The 24,743-nt window shown below is 59.0% G+C and carries 23 protein-coding genes; 16 read left to right on the top strand and 7 right to left on the bottom strand.

Annotated features, from left to right (window positions below):
* The first annotated feature begins 197 nt into the window (after window positions 1–197).
* From KUV39_RS12960 to KUV39_RS12945, 4 genes are all read left to right on the top strand, one after another.
* Window positions 198–1,298 carry an ABC transporter ATP-binding protein gene (locus KUV39_RS12960; RefSeq protein WP_037302628.1) on the top strand — a complete coding sequence of 367 codons (1,101 nt, stop codon included), beginning with the start codon at window positions 198–200 and terminating at the stop codon, window positions 1,296–1,298.
* Window positions 1,299–1,399: 101 nt separating this feature from the next.
* A complete protein-coding gene (locus tag KUV39_RS12955) occupies window positions 1,400–2,506 on the top strand; it encodes an extracellular solute-binding protein (protein WP_008562528.1) in 1,107 nt (368 codons plus the stop codon).
* A 102-nt stretch (window positions 2,507–2,608) separates the two neighbouring features.
* Complete coding sequence (locus KUV39_RS12950; protein ID WP_222459964.1) at window positions 2,609–4,234, top strand: ABC transporter permease; 1,626 nt, start codon at window positions 2,609–2,611, stop codon at window positions 4,232–4,234.
* Window positions 4,235–4,239: 5 nt separating this feature from the next.
* A complete protein-coding gene (locus KUV39_RS12945; protein WP_008561900.1) occupies window positions 4,240–5,415 on the top strand; it encodes an ABC transporter permease in 1,176 nt (391 codons plus the stop codon).
* Window positions 5,416–5,482: 67 nt separating this feature from the next.
* On the opposite strand, the gene KUV39_RS12940 is transcribed toward KUV39_RS12945, so the two are convergent.
* Complete coding sequence (locus KUV39_RS12940; RefSeq protein ID WP_046211500.1) at window positions 5,483–6,658, bottom strand: acetyl-CoA C-acyltransferase family protein; 1,176 nt, start codon at window positions 6,656–6,658, stop codon at window positions 5,483–5,485.
* A gap of 128 nt (window positions 6,659–6,786) precedes the next feature.
* On the opposite strand from KUV39_RS12940, the gene KUV39_RS12935 reads away from it, so the two are divergent.
* From KUV39_RS12935 to tdh, 3 genes are all read left to right on the top strand, one after another.
* A complete protein-coding gene (locus KUV39_RS12935; RefSeq protein WP_008562074.1) occupies window positions 6,787–7,353 on the top strand; it encodes a helix-turn-helix domain-containing protein in 567 nt (188 codons plus the stop codon).
* Between the two features lie 121 nt (window positions 7,354–7,474).
* Complete coding sequence (locus KUV39_RS12930; protein ID WP_222459963.1) at window positions 7,475–8,662, top strand: glycine C-acetyltransferase; 1,188 nt, start codon at window positions 7,475–7,477, stop codon at window positions 8,660–8,662.
* Window positions 8,663–8,676: 14 nt separating this feature from the next.
* Complete coding sequence (gene tdh / locus KUV39_RS12925; RefSeq protein ID WP_037303025.1) at window positions 8,677–9,705, top strand: L-threonine 3-dehydrogenase; 1,029 nt, start codon at window positions 8,677–8,679, stop codon at window positions 9,703–9,705.
* A gap of 133 nt (window positions 9,706–9,838) precedes the next feature.
* Here the strand turns inward: tdh and KUV39_RS12920 are convergent, their stop codons facing one another.
* The 3 genes from KUV39_RS12920 to KUV39_RS12910 form a co-directional block, all read right to left on the bottom strand.
* On the bottom strand, window positions 9,839–10,567 hold the full coding sequence (locus KUV39_RS12920; protein ID WP_222459962.1) for a metallophosphoesterase family protein: 729 nt from the start codon (window positions 10,565–10,567) through the stop codon (window positions 9,839–9,841).
* 99 nt (window positions 10,568–10,666) lie between these two features.
* The gene (gene serA, locus KUV39_RS12915; RefSeq protein ID WP_008563274.1) at window positions 10,667–12,262 is read right to left on the bottom strand and encodes a phosphoglycerate dehydrogenase; all 1,596 of its coding nucleotides are present in this window, start codon (window positions 12,260–12,262) and stop codon (window positions 10,667–10,669) included.
* 104 nt (window positions 12,263–12,366) lie between these two features.
* The gene (locus KUV39_RS12910) at window positions 12,367–13,512 is read right to left on the bottom strand and encodes a phosphoserine transaminase (RefSeq protein WP_222459961.1); all 1,146 of its coding nucleotides are present in this window, start codon (window positions 13,510–13,512) and stop codon (window positions 12,367–12,369) included.
* A 303-nt stretch (window positions 13,513–13,815) separates the two neighbouring features.
* On the opposite strand from KUV39_RS12910, the gene serB reads away from it, so the two are divergent.
* The 3 genes from serB to KUV39_RS12895 all read left to right on the top strand — a co-directional run bounded on the left by serB (window position 13,816) and on the right by KUV39_RS12895 (window position 15,860).
* Window positions 13,816–14,691, top strand: coding sequence for a phosphoserine phosphatase SerB (serB, locus tag KUV39_RS12905; RefSeq protein ID WP_050674374.1), 876 nt, complete (start codon window positions 13,816–13,818; stop codon window positions 14,689–14,691).
* A gap of 4 nt (window positions 14,692–14,695) precedes the next feature.
* Window positions 14,696–15,454 carry a TSUP family transporter gene (locus KUV39_RS12900; protein WP_008560642.1) on the top strand — a complete coding sequence of 253 codons (759 nt, stop codon included), beginning with the start codon at window positions 14,696–14,698 and terminating at the stop codon, window positions 15,452–15,454.
* Window positions 15,455–15,545: 91 nt separating this feature from the next.
* Window positions 15,546–15,860 (top strand): YciI family protein, encoded by a 315-nt coding sequence (locus KUV39_RS12895; RefSeq protein WP_008558850.1) that lies wholly within the window; start codon window positions 15,546–15,548, stop codon window positions 15,858–15,860.
* Between the two features lie 90 nt (window positions 15,861–15,950).
* Here the strand turns inward: KUV39_RS12895 and KUV39_RS12890 are convergent, their stop codons facing one another.
* Window positions 15,951–16,949 (bottom strand): asparaginase, encoded by a 999-nt coding sequence (locus tag KUV39_RS12890; protein ID WP_222459960.1) that lies wholly within the window; start codon window positions 16,947–16,949, stop codon window positions 15,951–15,953.
* Between the two features lie 170 nt (window positions 16,950–17,119).
* Between KUV39_RS12890 and KUV39_RS12885 the strand changes: the two genes are divergently transcribed.
* Both KUV39_RS12885 and rlmN read left to right on the top strand, forming a co-directional pair.
* Window positions 17,120–17,650 (top strand): invasion associated locus B family protein, encoded by a 531-nt coding sequence (locus tag KUV39_RS12885; RefSeq protein WP_008559150.1) that lies wholly within the window; start codon window positions 17,120–17,122, stop codon window positions 17,648–17,650.
* 190 nt (window positions 17,651–17,840) lie between these two features.
* Window positions 17,841–19,031, top strand: coding sequence for a dual-specificity RNA methyltransferase RlmN (rlmN, locus tag KUV39_RS12880; RefSeq protein WP_046211507.1), 1,191 nt, complete (start codon window positions 17,841–17,843; stop codon window positions 19,029–19,031).
* A 33-nt stretch (window positions 19,032–19,064) separates the two neighbouring features.
* Here rlmN and KUV39_RS12875 read toward each other — a convergent pair whose 3' ends face one another.
* Window positions 19,065–20,303: a M10 family metallopeptidase C-terminal domain-containing protein gene (locus KUV39_RS12875; protein ID WP_222459959.1), complete on the bottom strand. Its 1,239-nt coding sequence runs from the start codon at window positions 20,301–20,303 to the stop codon at window positions 19,065–19,067.
* Window positions 20,304–20,693: 390 nt separating this feature from the next.
* On the opposite strand from KUV39_RS12875, the gene KUV39_RS12870 reads away from it, so the two are divergent.
* On the top strand, window positions 20,694–20,903 hold the full coding sequence (locus KUV39_RS12870) for a hypothetical protein (protein ID WP_008561548.1): 210 nt from the start codon (window positions 20,694–20,696) through the stop codon (window positions 20,901–20,903).
* Between the two features lie 90 nt (window positions 20,904–20,993).
* Here the strand turns inward: KUV39_RS12870 and KUV39_RS12865 are convergent, their stop codons facing one another.
* Window positions 20,994–21,842 carry an LOG family protein gene (locus KUV39_RS12865; RefSeq protein WP_008562750.1) on the bottom strand — a complete coding sequence of 283 codons (849 nt, stop codon included), beginning with the start codon at window positions 21,840–21,842 and terminating at the stop codon, window positions 20,994–20,996.
* Window positions 21,843–22,038: 196 nt separating this feature from the next.
* Between KUV39_RS12865 and KUV39_RS12860 the strand changes: the two genes are divergently transcribed.
* The 3 genes from KUV39_RS12860 to dapD all read left to right on the top strand — a co-directional run bounded on the left by KUV39_RS12860 (window position 22,039) and on the right by dapD (window position 24,570).
* Complete coding sequence (locus tag KUV39_RS12860) at window positions 22,039–22,977, top strand: threonine/serine dehydratase (protein ID WP_168577882.1); 939 nt, start codon at window positions 22,039–22,041, stop codon at window positions 22,975–22,977.
* A gap of 54 nt (window positions 22,978–23,031) precedes the next feature.
* The gene (locus KUV39_RS12855) at window positions 23,032–23,631 is read left to right on the top strand and encodes a GntR family transcriptional regulator (protein WP_008561154.1); all 600 of its coding nucleotides are present in this window, start codon (window positions 23,032–23,034) and stop codon (window positions 23,629–23,631) included.
* A 111-nt stretch (window positions 23,632–23,742) separates the two neighbouring features.
* The gene (gene dapD, locus KUV39_RS12850) at window positions 23,743–24,570 is read left to right on the top strand and encodes a 2,3,4,5-tetrahydropyridine-2,6-dicarboxylate N-succinyltransferase (protein ID WP_008562399.1); all 828 of its coding nucleotides are present in this window, start codon (window positions 23,743–23,745) and stop codon (window positions 24,568–24,570) included.
* Window positions 24,571–24,743: the final 173 nt, after the last annotated feature.

Here is a 24,743-nt window from a genome sequence, read left to right as displayed (position 1 = left end):
ATTGATCTGAAAAGTAGCGTAATTTAAGTCGCTTTCTTTCGGCCTCATGTCGCAATTTGGCCCGTTGGCGGGTTTTTCGGCCCTAAGGTAAATCCAACAAGGATCTGGACGATCCGGTTGCACATCACTTGTCGGGTGTGCTTACATCAAAGCAGAAGTGCAGAGCTAATCTGCCGAAGCAAACCAGGGAGCCTCCATTGGCTGATGCGTCAAATACGAACGCGTTCGTTGAATTCGAACGCGTGCAGAAGAGCTACGATGGCGAGAATCTCGTTGTCAAAGATCTCAACCTCACCATGCCGAAAGGCGAATTTCTGACAATGTTGGGCCCGTCCGGTTCGGGCAAAACAACCTGCCTCATGATGCTGGCCGGTTTTGAGACAGCCACCCACGGTGACATCCGGCTTGATGGCGTCTCGATCAACAACATCCCTCCTCACAAGCGCGGCATCGGGATGGTTTTCCAGAATTACGCGCTGTTCCCCCACATGACCATTGCAGAGAACCTCAGCTTCCCGCTGGAAGTTCGCAACATGGGCAAATCCGAACGCGAGCAGAAAGTGAAGCGCGCGTTGGATATGGTAGAGATGGGTGCATTCGGTGGCCGTCGCCCTGCGCAATTGTCTGGTGGTCAGCAACAGCGTGTCGCCTTGGCGCGTGCTCTCGTGTTTGAACCGGAACTGGTTCTCATGGATGAACCTCTTGGCGCGCTGGACAAGCAGCTGCGTGAAAAGATGCAGTTTGAAATCACCCGCCTTGCGCACGATCTGGGGATCACCACGGTTTACGTGACCCACGACCAGACCGAAGCCCTGACGATGTCCGACCGTGTCGCGGTATTTGATGACGGCCGCATCCAACAGCTGGCGCCGCCAGATCAGCTCTATGAAGAGCCCGCAAACAGCTTTGTTGCGCAGTTCATCGGCGAGAACAACACGCTGGAAGGCACTGTCAAAGAGATCAACAATGGCATCGCATTGGTTCAGCTGGATGATGGCGAGCTGATCGACTGCAAGCCGATCAACGTTTCCAAACCCGGTGAGCGTACCCGTGTTTCGATCCGTCCAGAGCGTGTCGAATATAACAAAGAACGCATGCAGGAAGGCGCACATACGCTGAAAGCGGAAGTGCTGGAGTTCATCTACATGGGTGACATCTTCCGCACCCGTCTGCGCGTGGCCGGCAATGATGAGTTCATCATCAAGACCCGGAACGCACCAGACCAGACCCGTCTGACACCCGGTCAGCAGATCGAGATCGGCTGGTTGCCTGAAGATTGCCGCGCGCTTGACGCCTGAGGCCTGCTCGGCTGACGCAACGCGCGACGAAACCCCCGGCGCAGAATGACCGGGGGACTACGATCCGAAGAATTACAAATTCAACAAGGAGTAGAGTGTCTATGAAACTCACCAAACTGACTGCTCTGGCAGCCACCACGGCTCTGTGTGCGCCGATGGCAATGGCCGCCGACATGGCAAACGAAATGACTATTGTTTCCTGGGGCGGTGCCTATCAGGAAAGCCAGCTCAAGGCCTATGTTGAGCCCTATCTGGAAATGCACCCCGATCTGAAAGTGATCTGGGACGAGAGCTCGGCTGAAGCGACCGCAAAAATGCGCGCGATGACCGAAGCAGGCAACGTAACCTGGGATCTGGTGGATGCCGTTGCGTCTGACGCAATGCGTATGTGCGATGAAGGTCTGATCGCTGAAATCGACCACGACGAAGTTCTGGCTGCTGCGCCTGATGGCACGTCGGCAAGCGACGACTTCGGCGACCTGCTGGTCAGCGACTGCTTCGTGCCGCAGATCGTTTACTCGACCACCTTTGGTTACCGCATGGATCTGGTTGGCGACACCCCGCCGTCCACAATCTGTGACGTGTTTGACACCGCGAAATATCCGGGCAAGCGCGCGCTGCAGAAGCGTCCGATCGACAACATGGAATGGGCTCTGTACTGCGACGGCGTCGCCAAGGACGAAATCTATGACGTTCTGGGCACCGACGAGGGCGTAGAGCGCGCATTGGCAAAGCTGGACACCATCAAGGATCAGGTTGTCTGGTGGACTGCTGGCGCAGAAACCCCGCAGCTGCTGGCTGACGGCGAAGTTGTGATGGGTTCGACCTTCAACGGTCGTCTGTTCTCTGCAATCGCAGAGCAGAACCAGCCGATCGACATGCTGTGGGACATGCAGTCCTTTGACCTGGACGGTTGGGTTGTTCCGGCTGACCTGCCTGAAGACCGCAAAGCGCGCGTCATGGACTTCCTGAAGTTCGCGACCGACACTCAGCGTCTGGCAGATCAGGCAAAGTTCATCTCCTACGGTCCGGCCCGCGCCTCTTCTGCGCCGCTGGTTGGCAAGCACGCCATCCTGGGCATCGACATGGCACCGCATATGCCGACCGACCCGGCCAACTCTGGCAACGTTCACGTCTATGACTACGAGTGGTGGGCGGACAACCGTGATGATCTGGATGCAAAATTCCAGGCATGGCTGGCCAAGTAATCCGTCCCTGATCTGACGGAACGATAAATGGGAGGGGGCCGACGGCCTGCGCCACGGCCCTCTCTCCACCAACAAAAAAGTATTCCGACGGGGGCTCCTACAATGAGCGATACCACCCACACCGGACCGGTCCTGGCCGCCGATGGCACACCGCTCAAGCGGAGCCTGGCCCGAGCTCTCCGGATGCAGAAGATCCGCGCCCTCATGCTGATCGCGCCCCTTCTGCTCTTTGTTCTCCTGACATTCATTCTCCCGATTGCTGATATGCTGTTCCGCTCGGTCGAGAATAAGATTGTCTCCGATACACTGCCAGAAACCGTGGTTGCGGTGCAGGATTGGGATGCCGACAGCGGCGTTACCCCTCCCGCGCCTGTGTTCGAGGCGCTTGCCTATGACCTCGTCGTGGCGGCCGAACGCAAGGAACACACACGTGTCGGTTCGCGCCTGAACTACGAGAACCCGGGCATTTCGTCCTTGTTCCGCAAGGCCGGCCGCCGCGCCGACGACATCGGCAAGGTCTACATCAAACAGTTCGAAAAGCTGGATCCGGCCTGGAAAGAGCCCGCGACCTTTGTGTCGATCTTTGCTGATCCTGCGTGGGTGTCCTCTCGCAGCGATGATGCAGAGCCGCTTTTCGAGGTATCCGAAACCGCAGCGGCGGCGCTGCCCAAGGCAAGCACCGCCTACACCCGCTGGGCACGGACCATTCAGCAAGAAGACAATGACAGCCCGACCAAGGAAGATCCCTGGGCGCCTGTCTATCTGGCGCTTCACAACGATCTTGCGGCCAACCCTCAGGCTCCTTCGGCCTTTGGTGGTGATGCCCAAGCCGCACTGCAGGCTGTGTCCTCCGCGATTGCAGCGGGCGAGGTCGAAACGACCACGGCCTACGATGACTTTGTCAAGATCGACGAAGATTGGGCCGATCCGGAAGTCTGGCGCACGCTCAAGACCTACTCGGGCGCTTACACGAACGGCTACTTCCTGAATGCGGCCGACTTCCAAAAAGGCTCTGATGGTGCTGAGCTGCGTCCGGAATCCGAACGGATCTATGGCACTCTGTTCCTGCGGACGCTGCTCATGTCGCTGGCCATCACGGTGAGCTGCATTGTGCTCGGCTATCCGGTGGCGTGGATTTTGGCGAACCTGCCGTCACGTACCGCCAACCTCTTGATGATCCTGGTTCTGCTGCCGTTCTGGACGTCGCTTTTGGTGCGGACATCCGCATGGAAGGTCATGCTGCAGCAGCAGGGCGTTATTAACGACACGCTGGTCTGGCTGGGTTTGGTTGCCGATGATGCGCGCCTTGTGATGATCAACAACCAGTTCGGCACCATTGTGGCGATGACCCACATTCTGCTGCCGTTCATGATCCTGCCGATGTATTCGGTGATGCAAACCATCAACCCATCCTATCTGCGTGCTGCCAAATCCCTTGGCGCCACCAACTGGACAGCCTTCTGGCGGGTTTACTTCCCGCAGTCGGTTCCGGGAATTGGTGCGGGTTCGATCCTCGTGTTCATTCTGGCGATTGGCTACTACATCACGCCGGAACTGGTGGGCGGCACCAAAGGTGTCTTCATTTCCAACCGGATCGCGTTCCACATCTCGCAGTCGCTCAACTGGGGTCTCGCTGCGGCACTTGGCAGTATCCTGCTGGTCGTCGTTCTCGCGCTCTACTGGGCCTATGACAAGATTGTCGGCATCGACAACGTGAAACTGGGATAAGACACATGGCTTTGACACCTGTTGAAAACCAAACCCCCGGTTTCGTGGCGCTTGTCACAGCCGCTGCCGGGGCCTTTTTCGGACTTTTCGTCGGTACGGCGCAGGGTTCGGGACTTCTGGGCATCGTGATTGGTGCCGTGCTCGTCGGCGGTCTGGGGTTTGCCCTCGCCGGGATGCGGGATCAGGAGCGGATGCTCCGCTGGGTTCTGACGGCAGCCTTTGCAGTTGCAGGCTTTGTGCTGGGCGGGCTGCCGGCCGCAATCATCGGGCTTTTGTTCGGTGCTTTTGTTGGCTGGTTCATCTTCTGGCTCTCGACATCGCGCTACCGCATGCACCTGGCGCCGTACCTCACACCGGGTCAGGTGCTGTGGCACTATGCGTTCCGTGTGATCTGTGGCGCGGTGTTCGTTTTCCTGATTACGCCGATCCTCGTGGTGATGCCGCTGTCCTTCAACGCGCAGGACTTCTTTACCTTCACTCCGGAGATGTTGCGGTTTGATCCCGAAGGCTACTCGCTGAAGCATTATCGCGACTTCTTCACCAACGACGACTGGCAGCAGGCGATGTGGAACTCCATCAAGATCGCGCCAATGGCGACGCTCTTGTCGGTGGGCTTTGGTACGTTGGCCGCAATCGGTCTCAGCCAGCCGCATGTTCCGTTTCGCCGGGCGATCATGGCGATCCTGATTTCGCCGATGATCGTGCCGCTGATTATCTCAGCCGCTGGCATGTACTTCTTCTACAGCCGTATTGGTCTGCAGGGGACATACATTGGCGTGGTTCTGGCGCACGCAGCCCTTGGTATCCCGTTCGTGATCATCACCGTGACAGCCACGCTGGTTGGTTTCGACCGGTCCCTGACACGAGCCGCTGCAAACATGGGAGCCGGTCCTGTGACCACGTTCTTCCGTGTGCAGATGCCGCTGATCCTGCCTGGGGTCATCTCTGGTGGTTTGTTTGCTTTCATCACCTCCTTTGACGAGGTTGTGGTTGTGCTCTTCGTCGGCTCGGCCGGTCAAAAGACGCTGCCCTGGCAGATGTTTACTGGCCTGCGCGAACAAATTTCGCCAACCATTCTGGCGGTCGCGACCATTCTTGTGGTGGTCTCCATCGGTCTGCTGACAGTGGTGGAAATGCTGCGCCGCAGATCAGAGCGTCTGCGCGGAATGAGCCCCAGCTAACCAGCGGATCACTCACAAAAAAAGGCCCCGGTGAAAACCGGGGCCTTTTGCGTTTCAAGGGGTTGGATCAGAGACGTTCGATGGCAAGGGCAATGCCCTGACCGCCACCGATGCACATGGTGATCAGCCCTTTGGAACCACCAATTCGCTCCAGCTCATACAGGGCCTTGAGCGTGATGATCGCACCGGTCGCACCGACAGGATGGCCAAGGGCGATCGCCCCGCCGTTCGGGTTCACCTTTGCAGGATCCAGCCCCAGTTCTTTGTTCACCGCAAGCGCCTGCGCCGCGAAGGCCTCGTTGGATTCGATCACATCGAAATCGGATACTGACAGCCCGGTTTTCTGCAGCAGGTTCTGAACCGCTGGCACCGGACCAATGCCCATCACCTCGGGGCGCACGCCGGCATGGGCATAACCGAGAACCCGTGCCTTGGGCTTTAGTCCGGCCTTTTCTGCAGCATTCGCTGTCGCGAGCACCAAAGCGGCAGCGCCATCATTGATGCCGCTGGCGTTGCCGGCTGTAACGCGGCCATCCTTTTGGAACACAGGTTTCAGCCCGCTGAGGGTATCCAATGTGCTGGCCTTGGGGTGTTCATCGACTTCAAACGCCACCATGTCGCGCTTTACCTTCACCTCGACCGGGGTGATCTGGCTGGCGAAATATCCGGCCTCGATCGCCGCTGCCGCGCGGGTCTGGCTGGCCAGTGCGAATTCGTCCATCTGCGCGCGGGTGATGTCATGCTCATCCGCGACGTTTTCCGCCGTGACACCCATGTGCCCGGTTCCAAATGGGCAGTTCAGCGCACCCAGCATCATGTCGAGGGCCCGCGCATCGCCCATTTTCTGACCCCAGCGTGCGCTCGGCACGATGAAGGGGCTGCGCGACATGTTCTCGGCGCCACCCGTCAGGGCAAATTCCGCATCGCCCAGCATCAGCGACTGGATGCCCGAGACAATCGCCTGAGCTCCGGACCCGCACAGCCGATTCACGTTCATCGCTGGCGTGCCATTGGGGATGCCGGCCTGCATGGCCGCCACACGGCTCAGATACATGTCGCGGGGTTCCGTGTTGATCACATGGCCAAAGACCACATTGCCGATCTGGTCAGGCTCGACGCCAGACCGCTCCATTGCGGCCTTGGATGCCACGGTTGCCAAGTCAATTGGGGTGGTGCCTGCCAGCGATCCACCAAAGGTGCCGATGGCAGTACGGGCGCCATCCAGGATCACGATATCGGTCATGGTCTCTCTCCTCATAGGTTTGGCGCAGATTATGCAGATGCAGCATCGCCTGTCCTGCGGAACGTACCGTCAAAACAAAACCTCTCCCTTGTTTGACAAACTGTCCGCAAAGGCGCAGTGATTCCGCCATGACGGAAAATGTAGACGATATCCTGACCCTGTTGCCTGCCCGCCTGAAAGAGGCGCGCCGGGCTCAAGGCCTCAGCCTTGAGGCTGTGGCGAACCTCTCCGGCGTGAGCCGGTCCATGGTCAGCCAGATTGAGCGCGGGGAAAGCTCCCCCACGATTGCGACGCTTTGGAACCTCACCCGAGCCCTGCAGGTTGATTTCGCGGGTTTGCTGGACAGCAACGAGGCCCAGGACCGGATCGAAGTGCTGCGCGACAGCGATGTGCCCTCAATCGAAAACATGGGGGAGGGCTGTCTGATCCGAATCCTGTCGCCGCCGGAAGACGCCGGTGGGCATGAGGTCTATGACATTCGCCTCAAAGACGGCGGTGCGTTGAACAGTCAGCCGCATGGGCGCGGGACGGTGGAGCATCTGACCATTCTGGAGGGCTGCGTTTCCCTGTCGTCAGGCGGCGCAAGGGAGCAACTGCAGGCAGGGGATACCGCCCGCTATGCAGCTGATGTTCCGCACGCCATTGAGGCAAAGAGCGGTCCTGCACGGGTGTTTCTGATCGTCAAGAACGCCTGAAGGTCAGATCAAAAGACGAGTTTCCGATTTCACGGATTTATGTCCGTTATCGTGAAATCCCCTATTTCGGAAAATAATCCGTTATGGTAGAACTCCGACTCGAACGAGAAGGAGTTCCCGCATGTCTACCGATTTTCTGACCGACATCTCCAAGACCCTGGAAGAGATCAAAGCCGATGGTCTCTACAAGCGGGAACGAATGATCACCTCCCCGCAGGGGGGTGAGATCCGGGTTGGCGATGCTGAGGTCATCAATCTGTGCGCCAACAATTATCTCGGTTTGGCGGATCATCCCGACCTTATCGCGGCAGCACGCGGTGTCATGGATGACAAGGGTTTTGGCATGGCCTCCGTCCGCTTCATCTGCGGCACCCAGGACATTCACCGCGAGCTGGAGCAGCGGCTGGCGAAGTTCCTGGGCAAGGATGACGCAATCCTGTTCGCCGCCTGTTTCGACGCCAATGGCGGTCTGTTCGAACCGCTGTTGGGGCCGGAGGATGCGATCATCTCTGACAGCCTGAACCATGCGTCGATCATCGATGGCATCCGGCTGTGCAAGGCCAAGCGCTACCGCTACCTGAACAGCGACATGAACGATCTGGAAGCCTGGCTGAAGCAGGCCCGCGAGGACGGCGCGCGGCATATCATGATTGCCACCGACGGTGTCTTCTCGATGGACGGATATCTGGCGAAACTGCCAGAAATCCGGGCGCTGGCCGACAAATACGATGCGGTGGTGATGGTGGATGACTGCCACGCCACCGGTTTCATGGGCGCGACAGGCGCCGGCACGCCAGAGCATTTCGGGGTGGACGTTGATATTGTCACCGGGACATTGGGCAAAGCACTTGGGGGGGGCATCGGCGGTTATATCGCCGGGCCGCAGCCAGTGATCGACCTGCTGCGGCAGCGGGCGCGGCCCTATCTGTTCTCCAATTCGCTGCCGCCATCCATTGTTGCTGCCGGACTGGAGGCGATCCGGTTGGTGGAGGAAGGCGACGGCCTGCGGGCGCAGCTGTTCGAGAATGCGCGCTATTGGCGGGCGGGGCTGGAAAAACTTGGCTTTGACCTCTTGCCGGGAGAGCATCCGATCATCCCGGTGATGCTGGGCGAGGCGCAGCTGGCGCAGGATATGGCGGCACGGCTGTTTGACGAAGGCGTCTATGTCTCCGGCTTCTTCTTCCCCGTCGTGCCGCGCGGCCAGGCGCGCATCCGGACGCAGATGAATGCGGCACTGACGCGGGAGGAACTGGACCGTGCGCTGGCCGCCTTTGGCAAGGTCGGCAAGGAACTGAGGATTGTGTCATGAGCCGACCCAACACGATGAAGGCGCTGGAAAAGAGCCATCCGCAGGAGGGTCTGTGGATGGTGCAGGCGCCGGTGCCGGAGATCGGCCCCGACGAGGTTCTGATCAAGGTGAAGAAGACCGGAATTTGCGGCACCGATATTCACATCTGGAACTGGGACGAATGGGCATCGCACACCGTGCCGGTGCCGATGATCACCGGCCATGAGTTCGCGGGCGAGATTGTCGAAATCGGGCGGGATGTTACAGATCTGGCGGTGGGTCAGCGCTGCTCTGGTGAGGGGCATCTGATCAAGACCGACTCGCGCCAGAGCCGGGCTGGCAAGTTCCACCTGGACCCCGGCACCCGCGGCATCGGGGTGAACGAGCAGGGCGCCTTTGCCCAGTATCTGAAACTGCCGGCCTTCAACGTGGTGCCGCTGCCGGATGACATTCCGGACGAAATCGGCGCCATTCTCGACCCGCTGGGCAATGCGGTGCATACGGCGTTGAGTTTCGACCTGCTGGGGGAGGACGTGCTGATCACCGGTGCAGGCCCGATCGGCATCATGGCGGCAGCGGTGGCGAAACATGCCGGCGCGCGGCATGTGGTGATCACCGATATCAACCCTGACCGATTGGCGCTGGCGGAACATGTGGTGCCGGCGGTGCGCGCGGTGAACGTGGCGCAGGAAGACCTGCAGGACGTGGTGCGCGAGTTGGGCCTGAAACAGGGGTTCGACGTCGGGCTGGAGATGTCCGGATCGCAGGCTGCGCTAGATCAGATGGTGGAGGCACTGGTGATGGGCGGCAAGATTGCCCTGTTGGGCATTCCACCGGGCAAGTCGCCGGTCGACTGGTCGCGCATCGTGTTCAAGGCGATCACCATCAAGGGCGTTTACGGCCGCGAGATGTTTGAAACCTGGTACAAGATGATCGCGATGCTACAGAACGGTCTGGATGTAAGCCGGGTGATCACCCACCGCTTTGGCGTTGATGATTTTGCCGACGGCTTTGCGGCGATGAAATCCGGGTCCAGCGGCAAGGTGGTGCTGGACTGGACGTAAGGCTGCGTTGAGGGGGCTTTGCCCCCTCGCGCCCTTGGCTGGGCTTCGCCCGTTCGGGTCTGAAATGATTCCCCGGATCATTTCCGGGACGCCCCTCACCCCCAGAGTATTTGTTGAAAGATGAAGGTGCCCGTCAGGGGGCCAACCTGCGCCTACCGGTTTCATCAAGGAGCCAGCTTTTGTTTTCGTCAAAGACGGCAACGCTGAGGGGTTTTCCGTAGCCTGCGCCGGTGTCGAGGTTGACCCGATTGCCGTAGTGTGTTGCCCGGTCGACAGGTGTGTGCCCATGCACGATGAGTTTCGGGTGGGGTGCTGCGTGATTGTGAAAGGCCTGACGGATCCAGACCAGATCATTTTCCGATTGCTTTGCAAGGGGCACATCAGGGCGAATGCCTGCATGTACAAACGCGATATCCGCTGTTTCATGCATCGGATCTAGTGCGCGCAGAAAGGCGACATGCTGTTCAGGCACCGCGCCAAGGGCCTCTGCATGCAGATCCTCCAGTCGTGTTTTGTCGGTGAAGGTCAGCCCGTAGCTCTCCAGTGTTTCGCGCCCGCCCAGCCGGTCATGCAGCCAATGATAGCCCACCAGAAGATGCGGGTCATGGCGGGGTGTATCCTCCATGAACCAAGAAAACATGCGGTCATGATTGCCGAGCAAAGTGACCCAGTTGCGCCCCTCCGCCTGACCGCGGATCAGAAGGTCAATCACGGCCCGGCTGTTTGCACCGCGGTCGATGTAGTCGCCAAGAAAAACCACCTTTGCATCCTGTCCGCCGTCTGCGGTGATGTGGTCAAGGGCTTGTTCCAGCATCTCCAGCTGGCCGTGAATGTCACCGATTGCATAGGTTGGGGCGGTCATGGTGGGCTCCTGCAAATGGTAAAATGGAAGGCTGAAATGAAATACGCCGCCCTTATATCGGGGCGGCGTATCTGAGGGAACGTTTATCAGACTTTCAGATCAGACCACGTCAAACGCCAAGGGTTTGATCTGGGTGAAGAGACCGGTCTCTGCGAGTTTGGCCCGTGCCTCTGCCGGGACAGGTTCATCTACGTAGAGAAGCGCGATTGCTTCGCCACCGGCGTCAGAGCGTCCAAGGGTAAAGTTCGCGATATTCACGTCGTTGTCGCCCATTGTCTTACCCAGAGCGCCAATGATCCCCGGCACGTCTTCGTTTGTGGTGTAGAGCATGTGCGCACCTACTTCGGCATCGATGTTGATGCCCTTGATCTGGATAAAGCGCGGCTTGCCGTCAGAGAAAACGGTCCCCGCGACAGAACGTTCGCGCTTGGCGGTGACGACAGTCACCTTGATATAGCCATCAAAGGTGCCGGATTTGTCCTGGTTTGTGGTCGAGATCTGGATGCCACGTTCTTTGGCCACCACGGGCGCAGAGACCATGTTCACATCCGGGTTCACGTTTTTCATGATGCCCGCGATCACCGCGCAGTTCAGGGCGTCCAGGTTCATGCCGGACACGACACCGTCATAAAGCACATTGATGGCGACGATCGGCTCGTCCGACATCTGACCAGCAAAAGAGCCAAGATGATCAGCCAGCTTGATCCACGGTCCCATGACCTTGGCCTCTTCGGCGGTGACGGACGGCATGTTCAATGCGTTTTCAACCGCGCCATCGAGCAGGTAGTTCGACATTTGCTCGGCCACCTGCAGAGCGACATTTTCCTGTGCTTCGGTTGTTGCCGCGCCAAGATGCGGTGTGCAGACGACGTTGGGCAGGCCGAACAGCGGGTTTTCCTTGGCAGGTTCAACCGAGAACACGTCAAAGGCGGCACCTGCAACATGGCCGGAAGTCAGCAGTTCTGCCAGGGCGGCCTCATCCACCAGACCACCGCGGGCACAGTTGATGATGCGCACGCCCTTCTTGGTTTTTTCCAGGTTTTCCTTGGACAGGATGTTGCGGGTCTGGTCGGTCAGCGGCACATGCAGCGTGATGAAATCCGCCCGCGCGAGCAGCTCTTCCAGCTCAACCTTTTCGACGCCCATCTTGTCGGCTTTTTCGGTGCTGAGGAAGGGATCATAGGCGACAACCTTCATCTTGAGACCACGGGCCCGGTCGCAGACGATGCCACCGATGTTGCCGGCACCGATAACGCCGAGCGTCTTGTTGGTCAGCTCAACCCCCATGAACTTGGATTTTTCCCATTTGCCTGCATGAGTGGAGACCGAGGCCTCTGGCAGCTGTCGGGCAACCGCGAACATCATGGCGATCGCGTGTTCGGCGGTGGTGATCATGTTGCCGAAGGGTGTGTTCATGACGATCACACCTTTTTTGGAGGCCGCTTCCTTGTCGACATTGTCGGTGCCGATGCCGGCACGACCCACCACCTTGAGGTTGGTGGCGGCTTCGAGGATCTTTTCGGTTACCTTGGTGGCAGAGCGAATGGCAAGGCCATCATATTGGCCGATGATCTCTGCCAGCTTGTCCTTGTCTTTGCCCACGTCGGGAAGGAAATCCACATCGATGCCGCGGTCGCGGAAAATCTGGACGGCGGTTTCCGAGAGTTTGTCGGAGACGAGTACTTTGGGAGCCATTGGTTTGGTCCTTTATCTGCGGGGGCCGCTTGCGGCCTGAATTCGGAGAGAGCAGCCCGACCCAAGGCGGGCTACTGGTCTGTCAGATGTCGGCGGCGCGGGGGTCAGGCTTGTGCCGCGATTTCGGCCTCAAAGGCCCATTCGAGCCAGGGCAGCATTACCTCGATATCCGAGGTTTCAACCGTGCCGCCGCACCAGACGCGCAGCCCTGCGGGGGCGTCACGATAGGCGCCGATGTCCAGAGCGATCTCTTCCGCTTCCAGGCGCTTGGCGACCGCCTTGGCAAAGGCCGCCCCATCTTGAATACGCTCGTCGGTGAATTTCAGGCAGACGGACGTATTGGAGCGGGTTGCAGGATCCTGCGCCAGATTGACAATCCACGGACGGTTGGCGCAGAAATTGAAAATCGCCTGCGCATTTGCGTCAGCGCGTGCTTTCAGCCCGTCAAGCCCACCAACAGACCGGGCCCAATCCAGCGCCAGCAAATAGTCTTCGACTGCCAGCATGGACGGTGTGTTGATTGTTGCACCTTTGAAGATGCCATCAATCAGCTTGCCACCCTTGGTCAGGCGAAAAATCTTGGGCAGGGGCCATGCAGGTGTGTAGCTTTCCAGTCGTTCCACGGCGCGCGGCGACAGGATGATCATGCCGTGTGCGGCCTCGCCTCCCAGAACCTTCTGCCAGGAGAAGGTGGTCACATCCAGCTTGTCCCAAGGCAGGTCCTGAGCAAATGCAGCGGATGTCGCATCGCAGATGGTGAGCCCCGCCCGGTCGTCAGCGATCCAATCGCCGTTTGGCACCCGCACCCCGGAAGTGGTGCCGTTCCAGGTGAAGACAACATCGTTGTGGAAATCGACCGAAGCCAGATCGACCAGCTCTCCGTAGTCGGCGGTTTTCACAACCGCGTCGATCTTTAGCTGTTTGACCACATCGGTGACCCAGCCTGCGCCAAAACTTTCCCAGGCGAGCATCTCGGTGCCGCGCGCTCCAAGCAGGTTCCACATCGCCATTTCAACAGCGCCGGTGTCAGAGGCGGGCACGATCCCGATTTTGTAATCTGCCGGAACGCCTAGGATCTCACGGGTGCCTTCAATCGCGGCAAGCAGTTTTTCCTTGCCGACAGCGGCACGGTGGCTGCGACCCAAGGGGGCGCCTGCGAGTTTGGTCAGATCATATGCGGGGGGTTTGGCGCAGGGGCCAGAAGAAAAACGCGGGTTGGCCGGCCGCGTTGCCGGTTGTTCAATAGCCATGAATGCTACCCTTCCAGATAAGCGCCTCTCGTTGGGGAGAGGTGTCCCACAGACAGGGCTACTGGCTGAACTCGCGTCGAACAATATGAAAAATGGCAGATTGCGGCCATTCTTCCATCAATAGCGACGCATTTTGACGCCTTTCGGAAACAGATGCCTTCTGCGGGTGCAGCATGGCGCAATTGGCGGACCAGTGGCTGGGCCATTCGGCGGTTTCGGGCGAGGAGAGATGAATCAGGGGCTTGGCGGGGTCGGGGAGAGGGGCGTATGACTGGCGCAACCCATATGACCGGAGCCTCTTTCATGTTTGTTGCTACGCTGCTGTGCGATCCGACCTCTCCGACCCTTGCGCCTGCTTTGGTCGAATCCCTGCGCAATGCCTGGGGTGGGGGTGATGCGCAGTGGCTTGCACCGGATGAGGCTGCCGAGTTCACGCTGGAGCATCGCCCGGATAATCAATGGGATGTCTGGGCGGATCTGCAGCAGATGGGGGTCGATCTGATCGTCCAACCCGCCGCCGGGCGCCGTAAAAAGATGCTGTTGGCGGATATGGATAGCACGATGATCCAGCAGGAATGTATTGACGAACTTGCCGAAGAGGCAGGCGTAGGTGCACGGGTCAAGGACATCACCGCCCGCGCCATGAACGGAGAGCTGGATTTCGAAGGTGCGCTGACCGAACGCGTCGCTCTCTTGAAAGGGCTGCCGGAAAGCGTGATCGACGAGGTGCTGGAAAACCGCATCACACTGATGCCAGGGGGCAAGGCACTTCTCGCCACCATGAAGGCAGATGGCGCCTATGCTGCGCTTGTTTCTGGCGGGTTCACGGCCTTCACGGCAAAGGTTGCTGCGGAACTGGGGTTTGATGAGAACCGGGCCAACACTCTCATGGTTGAGGATGGCAAGCTGACCGGAGAGGCCGCGCGCCCGATTCTGGGCCGGGCTGCAAAGGTCGAAGCCCTGGAACAGATTACAGCGCGCCTTGGGTTGTCAGAGGCGGATGTGATGGCGGTTGGTGACGGGGCCAATGATCTGGGCATGTTGGGGCGTGCGGGTGCGGGTGTCGCCCTACACGCCAAACCATCGGTTGCGGCTGAATGTGATATTCGTATCAACCACGGCGACCTGAGCGCGCTTCTGTTTATCCAGGGCTACGCACGGTCCGAATTCAAAGGCTAAATTTATGTTCGAAGTCGGTTTCGACATCCTGCTGCTGTTGATGGCGGCAGGGTTTGCTGCGGGGTTTATCGATGCTGTGGCCGGGGGCGGGGGCTTGATCACTGTCCCGGTTTTGCTGCTGGCAGGTGCCAATCCCATTACCGCGCTTGCAACCAACAAGATCCAAGGTCTGTTCGGGGCTGCCACCGCTGCGCTCAGTTATGCGCGGGGCGGACATGTGAACCTGCGCGAGCAGGCGGGGTCTGCGTTGATTGCTGGGATTGCCTCTGTTGCGGGGGCGTTGCTGGTGTCTGTGCTGCCGACCGATTGGATCCGCCTTATCTTGCCCGTCCTTCTGATCGGGATCGCGGTGTTCTTTGCCACCAAGAAGGGGCTTGATGACAGTGATCGCGCTCGTCGGGTGTCGCCGTTCGTATTTGCTGCGACCATCGTGCCGCTATGCGGGGCCTATGATGGGCTCTTGGGGCCGGGAGCGGGCAGTTTTTACATGCTCGGTTTTGTATCTTTGGCGGGCTATGGTATTCTGCGGGCAACTGCTCACACCAAGTTGCTGAATTTCGCGTCCAATGCGGGCGCGCTATTGGCATTTGCATTCGTCGCTACCCCTTGGTGGGCGGTTGGTTTGGCAATGGGAGTGGCACAGATTGCCGGAGCGCGCGCCGGTGCTGGAATGGCGCAGAAACAGGGTGCGCGACTGATCAAACCACTGCTGGTTCTAACGTCAGTGGTGCTTGCTCTGCGTTTGTTGTGGGACATGCTCTGACAGGCGTTGGCGGGTCACAGCTAGGGGCGTGTGCCGATCTTTCCGGCGTTTGGTTGACCGTGCTGAACCAAATCCCAAGGAGGAAAGACCGATGCCACAGTTCATTTTCGCCTACCATGGCGGCAAGACACCTGAAACCGAAGCAGAGGCCAGCAAGGTCATGGCGGCGTGGTCAAGCTGGATGGAGGGGCTGGGGCAGGCGCTTGTGGTGCCTGGCGCGCCGGTTGGTCTGTCGCGGACGGTCCACCATGGCGGAGTAGACGACAATGGTGGCGCCAATCCCCTGTCAGGCTATTCGATTGTTGAAGCTCCGGACCAGCAGGCCGCATGTGACATGGCCAAGGATTGCCCAATGGTCGTCATGGGCGATGGCAGCGTCGAGGTTGCGGAAATCATAGAAATGTAGGCCCGACAGTCTGAACCGGTTGATCCGAAACAGATGCGCCCTGAACGGAGGCAATCCGTTCAGGGCGGCATTTCAGGTGTTTCACCTAATTCAGAACAGCAGCTCAGCTGCCGGGCGGATTTCTCCGCAGTTGACGTTTCGCCGGTTCATCAGCGGTGCATAGCGATACTTGCGCGTCATTGGGTGTTCTGGATCAAGCACACCAAGACCAACAAGAATGCTTGCGATCGCGCATTCGCTCGCACGGGTTGCACCATCCGTGATTTTCAGTGCCACGCCCAATTTCTGTTCCGGCAGAATCGCAATGAAAACGGCTTCGGCGCCTGTCTTGATCGCGACTTTCCCGCCCATGGCCCGCATCAGATTGGTACAGGCTCGTGTCTCCCCTGCAACCAGCTCGGGGTGAGCGGTCATCGCAGCGACCAGCTGTTGTGCTGCGTCAGCATCGCGATCGGATCGATCCGCAGCAGAGGCAAACCATGCCATTGCGCGGGCCAGACCTTTGACAGTGGTTGCAAAATTCGGGGCAGAGCAGCCATCGATGCCATACCCCGGGCTGGCCTCATCCGTTACCTGTTCAAAGGCAGTGCGGCAGGCCTGCTGCACCGGGTGGTCCATGTCGATATATTCCGGGCCAGCGCCAAGATGCTGGTTTAGCGTCAGAAAGCCTGCATGTTTGCCGGAACAGTTGTTGTGGACCTGACAGGGGCTGCTGTCTGTCTTGATCAGGGCGTTGCGGGCAGGGATATCATCAGGCAGTTGCGGGCCGCAGCGAAAGTCACTGTCACTGAGCGCCAGCTGATCCAGCCATTTGTTCACCCGGCTTGTGTGGATTTCTGCGCCATTGTGCGATGCACAGGCCAGCGCCAGCTGCTCAGAGGTCAGGCCGTATTTTGCTGCCGCACCAGAGGTGATCAGCGGCAGCGCCTGAATCATTTTGGCAGAGCTGCGCGGATAGATCACGGCGTTCGGATCCCCCCAGCTGCGTTCGATCTCGCCCTTCGCGTTGCACACCACGGCGTGTCCGAGATGCAGGCTTTCCAGAAGGGGACCGCGCCAGACTTCGGTCATGGGTACGGGGTTGGTCATCACAAACGCCTTTCCTGTTGGCAATTTCCCGCCAAAACGGGCTTTCACCCGTGGCGATAGTTACGTTAGTGTGTATGAGTACACAAGCGAGGGGAACGGGACCAGACGGCGAATGCAACGCCGCATGACCCTTGCTAGTTTGAGGTAAGACAGTCTTGGAGTCGGGACAAATGACATCAAAACTCGTCCGCAGCATCGCGGGCCTGTGTCTGGCCGCAATGGCCACCAGCGCAACCGCACAGCAGGCAGAAACTGACAATCGCGTCGCCAGCAATGTCGACTGGAGTGTGTTCCAGGGCGAGAGCCCGAAAGAATGCTGGGGTGTTTCTGCCCCCAAGGAAACTGTCAACACGCGTGATGGGCGGGTCAAAGCCGTGCGCCGTGGCAAGATCCAGCTGTTTGTCTTCTTCCGTCCCGACAGCGGCAAGAGTGGCCAGATCACCTTTACCGGTGGCTATCCGTTCGCACCCGGCTCTACCGTGAACATGGCTGTCGGCGATTCCGAATTTGAACTGTTCACCGAAGGTGAATGGGCTTGGCCTGCTACCGCCTCTGATGACGCCAAGATCATTACGGCGATGAAACGTGGCGCCCAGGCTGTTTTGATTGGCCGCTCCGCCCGTGGCACCCAGACGAAGGATACGTTCTCTCTTCTCGGCTTTACAGCTGCCGTTGAAGAGGCCGAGAAGCGCTGCTTCTGATCCAGACCTTTTTGTCCGCTCTCAGAAACCCCGGCTGGTGTCGGGGTTTTTTGTTTTTGCCCCCGACACTCCGCTGGTCCGCGCTGGGCGCGGGGCAGCTATGCGCTGTTTTTTGCAGGATTCCTTTTGATCTCGGGCTAAATTCCTATATAGAGCCGCATCCACCGCCACAGCCACGAGTTTCGTTGCCATGACCGTCAAAGCGCCGATCACCCAGGATGTCATGACCCTGCCCCGCAAACTGCCCGAGGGCGGCAAGATCAATCTTGTCGGTCTGACCCGTGAGCAGATGCGCGATGTGCTGATTGAAAATGGCACTCCTGAAAAGCAGGCAAAGATGCGTGTGGGCCAGATCTGGCAATGGATCTACCAATGGGGCAAACGCGACTTTGAGGAGATGACCAATCTCGCCAAGGGGTATCGTGCACAATTGGCAGAAACCTTCGAAATTGCAGTGCCAGAGGTGGTCAGCAAACAGGTTTCGACGGATGGCACACGTAAATACCTCGTGCGGATCGCGGGCGGCCACGAAGTTGAGGTGGTCTATATCCCGGAGGATGACCGCGGCACGCTGTGTGTGTCATCCCAGGTTGGCTGCACTCTGACATGTTCTTTCTGTCACACCGGCACCCAGAAGCTGGTTCGCAACCTCACACCCGGCGAAATCATCGGGCAGGTTATGATGGCACGTGATGATCTGGAGGAATGGCCCACCCCCGGTGCACCAAAGGACGAGACGCGGCTTTTGTCCAACATCGTCCTGATGGGGATGGGAGAGCCGCTATACAACTTTGAAAACGTCCGAGACGCGATGAAGATTGCGATGGACCCGGAAGGTATCTCTCTGAGCCGCCGCCGGATTACCCTGTCGACCTCTGGCGTTGTGCCGGAAATCGCGCGAACGGCGCAGGAAATCGGATGCCTGCTGGCAATCTCCTTCCATGCGACCACAAATGAGGTGCGCGACGTTCTGGTGCCAATCAACAAACGCTGGAACATCGACGAGCTGCTGCAGGCGCTCGCGGATTATCCCAAGGCATCGAATTCCGAACGGATCACTTTCGAATACGTGATGCTGGATGGTGTGAATGACAGCGATGAGGATGCGCACCGTCTCATCGATCACATCAAGCGGTATAAAATCCCCGCCAAGATCAATTTGATTCCGTTCAATGAATGGCCCGGCAGCCCGTATAAGCGGTCTTCAAACAACCGCATCCGGGCGTTTGCGAACATCATCTACCAGGCGGGTTATGCGTCTCCGATCCGCAAGACGCGAGGTGATGATATCATGGCGGCATGTGGACAGCTGAAATCTGCAACCGAGCGCGCGCGCAAGAGCCGCAAACAAATCGAGGCCGAGGCGGGACTGAACCCCTGACCCCCGGCCTCGCTGGGCAGGTCCCCGGCTGCCTCAACTGAAAATGAAATCCGATCCTGTAAGGGGGTCGGTGTATCCGGCCAGAATCAGCTCAAAGAAGTCCGTGTATTGGATGGTTGTGCTGTTTGCCCCGACCGTGATCGTGAGCTGACTGATATCTGTCAGCCACAGCCCCGACAGGTCTATGACATCCGCACCGCGACCAAAATCGGTGATATGGTCAGTTTCGCCCATATCCGCGTGGTCAAACACAAAGGTGTCGGCGCCAAAACCGCCATTCAGCGTGTCAGCGCCATCGCCACCGACCAGTGTGTCCCTTCCATTGCCCCCGAACAGCCGGTCGCGGCCAGCGCCGCCCTCCAACCGATCGTATCCACGCTGCCCGTACATCGTGTCGTTGTCCGGTCCGCCGGAATGACCATCGTCGGTCAGCCCGCCGATCAAGACGTCATAGCCTTGTCCGCCGATCAGCCGGTCATCTCCGAGCCCGCCAACCAGCGTATCGCGCCCGCCTGAGCCGCGCAGGATGTCGTCTGCTTCTCGTCCCTGAATGTGGTCATGCCCACCGCGGCCGTTAAGTGTGGTGGATTGATCTGTTCCCATCATCTGGTCGCCATCGGCACTGCCGCGAATGATGATCCGGCTGCTTCCGCCGCCGACAATTTCCCAGCCATCAAAGCTGTCGGATGTGCCGTAGAGGTGCTGCATCGCCTGAATGTCAAAGGTTCCCAGTTCGGTCACGTAGTCGGGCCCGTGATTGTATGTCATCACCGTCAGGTCTGGTCGGTCCCAGGTCGGTTCCAGTGTCAGGCTGCCATCATGTGAATGCTGCAAGCCAAGAGCGTGGCCCAGCTCGTGCATCATCACGATATGGCCGTAGGTTCCAGGCGTCAGATCTGTTTCGCCAGATGTCAGCGCACCGGATCCGGTATAGCCGGACCCGGAATAGGCAATGTTGGCATAGCCATCTGCGCTGCCCCCATCAAAGCCGTAGATATTGATCATCGAAGGGCCATCCACCTCGACAAAGCGCACGCCCGCGATGGCTTCGTACTGAGCAAACACAGCCTGTGCCCGCGCTTGTTGGGTCGCATCAAAGGACCAGTAGCCCGTCGCGCCAACCGGATCCTGAGTAACGTCAGGCAGATTTCCCGGAAGGGTAAAGCTGTAGGTGATAACGGCCTGTGTGCCGACCGCGAACGGTGAGTTCCAGCGGAAGTGGTCACCTTCCAAATAATACAGCAGTGCTGTGTAGTCTGTGATTCTGGGCATCGTCCCGCTCCACTCTCGGTTGAGGTATACTCTCGTCAATGAATGTGGCCATGATGGGTCGAATTTTGGGGGATTCTGGGCGCGGCAAGGCAGGGGTCGCAGCCGTGTCGATATTCAGGGCATGAGAATCAAGCGGTTAGAATGGTGACGTCGGTTTCGCAGGTGGATCAAGGCTGTGTCCGATCCAAAGGAGGAGCCGCATCAATCGCCTGTCCAGACCAGATTTCGCACCCCTCAAGCAAGGAATCAGCCTGTGTTGCCCTCTGCTGTTAGGGGGCTGGCTGGTCTGCGGCATTGCGCGCCCAGAAATTTCCTCAATTGCGGTACATTTCTGCCATTCGCGGCCGACAGTTTCCAAATCGTAGACAGTCAGTGAAAGGGAAAAAGACCATGGCACGTCACACTCCGGCCGCTGCGCCGATCGAACCGCAAGTTCTGGATCTTGTGCGCGAAGAACGCATCAAGGCCTTGAGCGCACGGGAATGGAAATTTCGCCTGCGCGGCTATGGCTATGCAATCAAGGACGTAGAGGGCGAGCAGGTTCTGACACGCCTGCCACAGGGCCAGCCGCTTGGGGTGCTTCCACCCGAATTTGCCTGAACGCATCAGGCCTCAGAACGACCAAGGCCCGCCTGATCCGTGATGGAACCAGGCAGGCCCTGAAGATGTCCTGTCAGAACGATGTCTGACTCAGCAGTCGCGGCCAGGCAGCTTGTCACGGGCGGGTGCAGGCTCCCAGTTGTCGATGATATGCAGCGCTTCCTCGGCGGTTTCGACAAAGCGGAACAGATCAAGATCCTCATCCGAGATCGTGCCGGCGTCGGCCAGCGCATCCCAATTGATGATTTTTTCCCAAAAAGCACGACCAAATAGCAGGAAGGGGACACGCTCCATCCGGCCAGTTTGAATCAGGGTCAGGCTTTCAAACATCTCATCCAGTGTCCCGAAGCCGCCCGGAAAGATCGTGATGGCACGGGCGCGCATCAGGAAATGCATTTTGCGGATCGCGAAGTAGTGAAAGTTGAAGCACAGGTCAGGCGTGACATATTCATTCGGCGCCTGCTCATGCGGCAAAACGATATTCAGCCCGATCGAAGCCCCGCCGGCATCAATTGCCCCCCGGTTTCCGGCCTCCATCACACCAGGGCCGCCGCCCGTGACGATCACATCTGTCTTGCCCCCGTTGGCCATTGATTTTTCCGTCATGAGGCGGGCGAATTTGCGGGCCTCGTCGTAGAAATGGGACAGATCACGCAGGGTTTGTGTGCGGGCCTTTTCCTTGTCCGCCGGCGCAGGAATACGGGCGCCTCCAAACATGACGATTGTGCTCTCGATGCCATGCTCATCCAGCATCATCTGCGGCTTCAGCAGCTCCAATTGCAGGCGGACTGGCCGCAGCTCATCCCGGCACAGGAAATCATCGTCAGCAAACGCCAGCCGATAGGCCGGGGCTTCGGTCTGCGGGGTCGAAGGGACGTGCTCTGCGCGGTCGCGGTCGGAATGTGCATCCCGCAAACGGCTGTGGCGATCATCAGTCATGGCAAACCTATTCTTCTGTATAATAAACCGGAAGTTCAGTAGTAGCTGTTCGACAGGCATGGCGCCAGAGCCGATCCCGTGTCACAACCGATGGTGAAGAAACGTCATCAGGCTGATCATTTTTGGGCCGTGACGTCTGCCTTGTACCAATGGGACGGACCATTACGCTTGGCGCGCAGGAAAGAAGGATTTGATTATGCATTGGACACAGGATATCGGCGCCGCAGAGACCCGTATCCGGGGCTATGTGCAGCGCACCCCAGTGCTGGACACAACCGCATTCGGCCTGGAACACCCCATCGCGCTGAAGCTTGAGCACATGCAGCACACCGGTAGTTTCAAGGCGCGTGGAGCTTTCAATACCTTGCTTGGTGGATCTGTTCCTGACGCGGGCATCGTTGCCGCATCAGGGGGCAATCATGGCGCGGCAGTTGCTTTTGCGGCGCAAAAACTGGGGTTTCGGGCGCGCGTCTACGTGCCGGAAATGGCTGGGCCTTCGAAGATCGCGCTCATCCGGGACAGCGGTGCAGATCTAGAGGTCGTGCCAGGTGCCTATGCGAATGCGCTGGAGAAGGCAAAGGCCTACGAGGCAGAAACTGGGGCGATGCAGGTCCATGCGTATGATGCCCCCGCAACCGTGATCGGACAGGGCACGTGTTTTGCCGAATGGGATGCGCAGGGGCTTGAGGCGGATACGATCCTCATCGCCGTCGGTGGCGGCGGACTGATTGCCGGCGCAATGGCCTGGTATGGCGGGTCAAAGAAGATCATCGCAGTCGAACCGCAAACCAGCCGCGCCCTCAATGCGGCTATTGATGCAGGCGGACCCGTCGATGTTGACGTCTCTGGCGTTGCCGCCAATGCCCTGGGGGCGCGTCGGATTGGATCGATCTGTTACGATCTCGCCAGCTCCGGTGCCGTCAATCTGTCTTCGCTCACCGTGAGCGATGCGGCAATCGTGGAGGCGCAGCGCCGTCTATGGCAGGACCGCCGTATTCTGGTTGAACCTGCGGGGGCAACGGCGCTGGCAGCCCTGACAAGTGGGGCTTACGTTCCCGAGCCGGGTGAACATGTCGCGGTTCTGCTCTGTGGCGGCAATATAGCGCCAAATCCTGTGGATGGCGCAGATGGCTGATATCGGACATCAGGTAGCCAGCCCGTTGCTGCGGGTTGGCAACAAGGTCGGCAAATGAACGCGACAATCTCTGATCGGATCTACCACGCTCTGAGCGAGCGGATCGTCAGGGGTGAGCTTCCTGCGGGGGAAAAGCTCCGCCAGGACCATATCGCACGTGAGTTCAACACCAGCCATGTTCCTGTCCGCGAAGCGCTGTTGCGGCTTGAGGCACATGGCCTGGCCCTGTCTATTCCTCGGCGTGGGACCCGTGTCACGGCGCTTGACCCTGCCGAAATCCGCGAAGTGATCGAAATGCGGGTGTCGCTAGAGCTTCTGGCTCTGCAAAATGCCTTTGCCCATTTCACACCCGAGGACATCACGGCGGCTGATACCGCACGTCTGGCCTGTGATGCCGCAACCGACATGACCGATTGGGAGCAGAAAAACCGCGCGTTTCATCGGATCATTCTGACGCCCTGTCAAATGCCACGTCTGCTGGCGACAATTGACGATCTGCACATTGCCTCGGCCCGACATCTGTTTGCCAATTGGAAACAGCGCTGGACCCAGCGGGTGGACACGGATCATGCCCTGGTGGTGCAGGCGATGCGTCGGCGCGATGTCACAACCGCCTGCGATATTCTGCGCCGACACCTGCGCCGCGTCCGATAGGGGCGCTGCTGCCGTGTGGATTGACGCAATACGCACATGACCCCGGCGCAAAATGCGGTTATGTAACCGCGACAAGTTGATCTAGCCACTCTCACCCCGGAGATACCACATATGTCCAACGCTCAGCTGGAAACCGCAATCGAGGCCGCCTGGGAGGCCCGTGATACCATCACCCCCGCCACCACAGGTGAGCAGCGCGACGCCATCGAAGAGACCCTGAACGCCTTGGACTCCGGCAAACTGCGTGTCGCCGAAAAGCTGGAAAGCGGCGATTGGCATGTGAACCAATGGGCCAAGAAGGCCGTGCTGCTGGGCTTCCGCATCAAGGACATGGAAGAACAGTCCGGTGGCCCGCAGGGCTCTGGTTGGTGGGACAAGGTCGACAGCAAATTCAAAGGCTGGGGCGACAGCCAGTGGAAAGATGCCGGTTTCCGCGCGGTGCCGAACTGCGTGGTTCGCAAATCCGCCTATATTGCTCCTGGCGTGGTTCTGATGCCGTCCTTCGTGAACCTTGGCGCCTATGTCGATGAAGGCACCATGGTCGACACCTGGGCCACCGTCGGCTCCTGTGCTCAGATCGGCAAAAACGTGCACCTGTCCGGCGGCGTTGGCATCGGCGGCGTGCTGGAGCCGATGCAGGCAGGCCCGACCATCATCGAGGACAACTGCTTCATCGGTGCGCGTTCTGAAGTGGTCGAAGGCTGCATCGTGCGTGAAGGTTCGGTTCTGGGCATGGGGGTCTTTATCGGCAAGTCCACCAAGATCGTTGATCGTGAAACCGGTGAAGTGATGTACGGCGAAGTGCCGCCCTATTCTGTTGTCGTCGCAGGCTCGATGCCCTCGAAGAATGGCATCAACCTCTACTGCGCGGTCATCGTGAAGCGTGTGGATGAAAAGACCCGCTCGAAAACCGGGATCAACGAGCTGCTGCGCGACTGATTTTCAGAACAAGTCTGCCACAGAAGCGCGCCCTGTCAAAACGGGGCGCGTTTTCTTTTAACGACCGGGGCTTTGCCCCGGACCCCAGAGTATTTTTGGAAAGATGACAGGCGATCCGCCTATCACGTTTCCCCAAGTACTCCGGGGTGAGGCCGTGAGGCCGAGGGGCAGAG

It is taken from the genome of Phaeobacter italicus, assembly GCF_019801785.1.
Lineage (GTDB): Bacteria > Pseudomonadota > Alphaproteobacteria > Rhodobacterales > Rhodobacteraceae > Phaeobacter > Phaeobacter italicus.
Note: the sequence above shows the minus strand (reverse complement) of the source record. Positions and strands in the feature narration are given on the sequence as shown.